Source organism: Prevotella falsenii DSM 22864 = JCM 15124, assembly GCF_000613945.1.
Classification (GTDB): Bacteria; Bacteroidota; Bacteroidia; order Bacteroidales; family Bacteroidaceae; genus Prevotella; species Prevotella falsenii.
Genome location: NZ_BAJY01000072.1, coordinates 1 through 2,213 on the forward strand (window position 1 = coordinate 1; position 2,213 = coordinate 2,213).

Below are 2,213 nucleotides of genomic sequence, written 5' to 3' on the forward strand. Positions count from 1 at the left end.
TGCGATGAACCAAACTTCTGTTTGTATACTCTTGTTTATCCATAATTTACTACCTTTACCACGCAAAAGTTTTGTCATTATGATGCGTCACTATGATATAAAGTTTGTAAATAAAGAAATAACTCCATTCGGCGGTTTATCCTTTTTCTTAAAGATGCTTGAAAAATGCCATTTTGATGAGCATTTAGCATCGTGTTCTCTTCCGCAGCAAGGGTCAAACCGTGGCTATAAGCCCATACAGATTATCCTTGGTTTGTTTGCCGGTGTATGGTGTGGTGCCAACTGCTTTGGTCATCTTGATGTGGTACGTTATGATGCAGCGCTTTGTAAGCTTCTTGGCTGGGAACGTAGTGCTGACCATCGTGCATATCAACATTATTTCAACAAGTTTTCCCAAGCAATCAATCAACGCGTATTCAGTGAGCTGTTCGAGTGGTTTTTCTCTGAGTTGATTTTTGATAATTATACGCTTGACTTTGACTCTACCGTCATGGTGCGTGAGGGAAGACAGGAAGGTGCCGTCAAAGGATATAATCCCAAACGTCCCGGCAGACCGTCTCATCATCCTTTGCTGTCTTTCATATCAGATGTCAGGATGATTGCTAATTACTGGCTGCGCCCAGGCAATACTTCCGCAAGTACCAACTACCTTTCATTCTTGGAGGATACGCTCTCAAGGCTTCACAACAAGAAAGTCGGTTTAATCCGCATGGATAGCGGCTTCTTCTCCGGGGATACCATGAAGTATCTCGAATACAACCGCTTACCATACATTATAGCCTGTCGCTTCAACAACCGTATTAAGTATAGTCTTACCCATGAAACGGCATGGGTGGAGTTAACAGATGGGCTGGATATATCCGAAACAACCTATCAGTCAGACAGCTGGGAGAAGCCCAGGCGTATCATTATGGTGAGGCATGAGATAGAGAAACGCCCTAAGGCGGCAGGAAAGCAGATCAAACAACTGGAGTTGTTTAAGGATGAAGAGGACTTTGGAAAATACCGATACAGTTGCTATGTAACTAACCTGACCCTGCCTGCCAAGGTTGTCTATGACACATACAGGGGAAGGGCCGATTCTGAAAACAGAATCAAGGAACTCAAATATGACTTTTCGTTGGACGACTTTGTCTCACACAACTTCTAGGCAACGGAGGCTTGCGGAAACTTTATCGTCATGGCGTACAACTTCATGTCACTCTTTAGGCACGCATTGATAAACTCCGGCAAGAGGCAGTTCCTGAAAACCATACGCTATGATTTTTTATCCACGCCTGCATATTTGGGAAAGGTAAAGGACAAGCATATTCTATACTTGGCAAGGTCGCTCAAGACAAGGGAAGCCTTTCTAAACATTTGGGAAAAACTAAAGGATTTCTCTATGCCATACAACACAGAGAAATCCTAATGACCGCATTCTATGTTTCCCACCAAATAAAATCTTGCTTTTAACGTTACTTTTAACAGTTACGTTCAAAAAGTCCGGTTATTCTCTGTCCATTTCTTTTTTTTATTACATTTGTCCGGTTATACACTTGTATTCAGGATTATACTTTTGGTGTGATAATGCTAATGCTGTTATAACGTTATGAGTTTGTTCTTTACATTATTCAGTGCTACTCCTTGATGTTTTCCTCTGTTGATAAGCTGTTCAAAGTATTCCCTGAACCTAGGTTCCCATCTAATAGCAATTCTTGCAGCTTGTGTGAGTTATGATTTTAGCATTTTGCTTGCAATCTTACTTACTCTTTCCGTCTTATGTATACTTGTTCCGGACTCTTGTGCAAAGGCAGCTACTCCCCAATATGTGGCAATCTTCTTTGCATTGCCTCCAAAATTTTAAAGTTATTAGTATAAGCGATAAAGGCTACTGCATCAATCAAAGATACTCCTTTAACAGAGGTAATGCTACCATAGGTTGTCTTAAGCTCTTCATCCTCTTCGATAATTTCCTGCATTTTTTGCTCGCATTGTTTAATGGTGGCTTTTATCTGTTTAATGATCTTAGTAGAACTATTAACAATGAATCTTACATCGCCTAGCTCCTTCTTGAAGTCATCTGTAACATTTCTACGAACATCCATTGCTTTGACTTGCGATACCAAATGCTGGCGATAGAGAAACAGCTCTTTGAGTCGTGAAACATTATTTGATAAAGGAACGTAACATACTGCTATATCTTGATAGCGGTAAGCATAGAGAGCAATGGC

Annotated in this window: 1 protein-coding gene and 2 pseudogenes; 1 reads left to right on the top strand and 2 read right to left on the bottom strand. The window is 40.8% G+C overall.

From position 1 onward, the window contains the following. Positions 1-82: 82 nt before the first annotated feature. A pseudogene (locus JCM15124_RS14460) lies at positions 83-1,411 on the top strand (IS1380 family transposase). Between the two features lie 302 nt (positions 1,412-1,713). On the opposite strand, the gene JCM15124_RS17210 reads toward JCM15124_RS14460, so the two are convergent. Both JCM15124_RS17210 and JCM15124_RS16240 read right to left on the bottom strand, forming a co-directional pair. Then, positions 1,714-1,818 (bottom strand): hypothetical protein, encoded by a 105-nt coding sequence (locus tag JCM15124_RS17210; RefSeq protein WP_373277545.1) that lies wholly within the window; start codon positions 1,816-1,818, stop codon positions 1,714-1,716. Continuing rightward, positions 1,797-2,213, bottom strand: a pseudogene (locus tag JCM15124_RS16240) (IS110 family RNA-guided transposase); the annotation flags it as partial. The gene JCM15124_RS17210 and the pseudogene JCM15124_RS16240, both read right to left, overlap by 22 nt.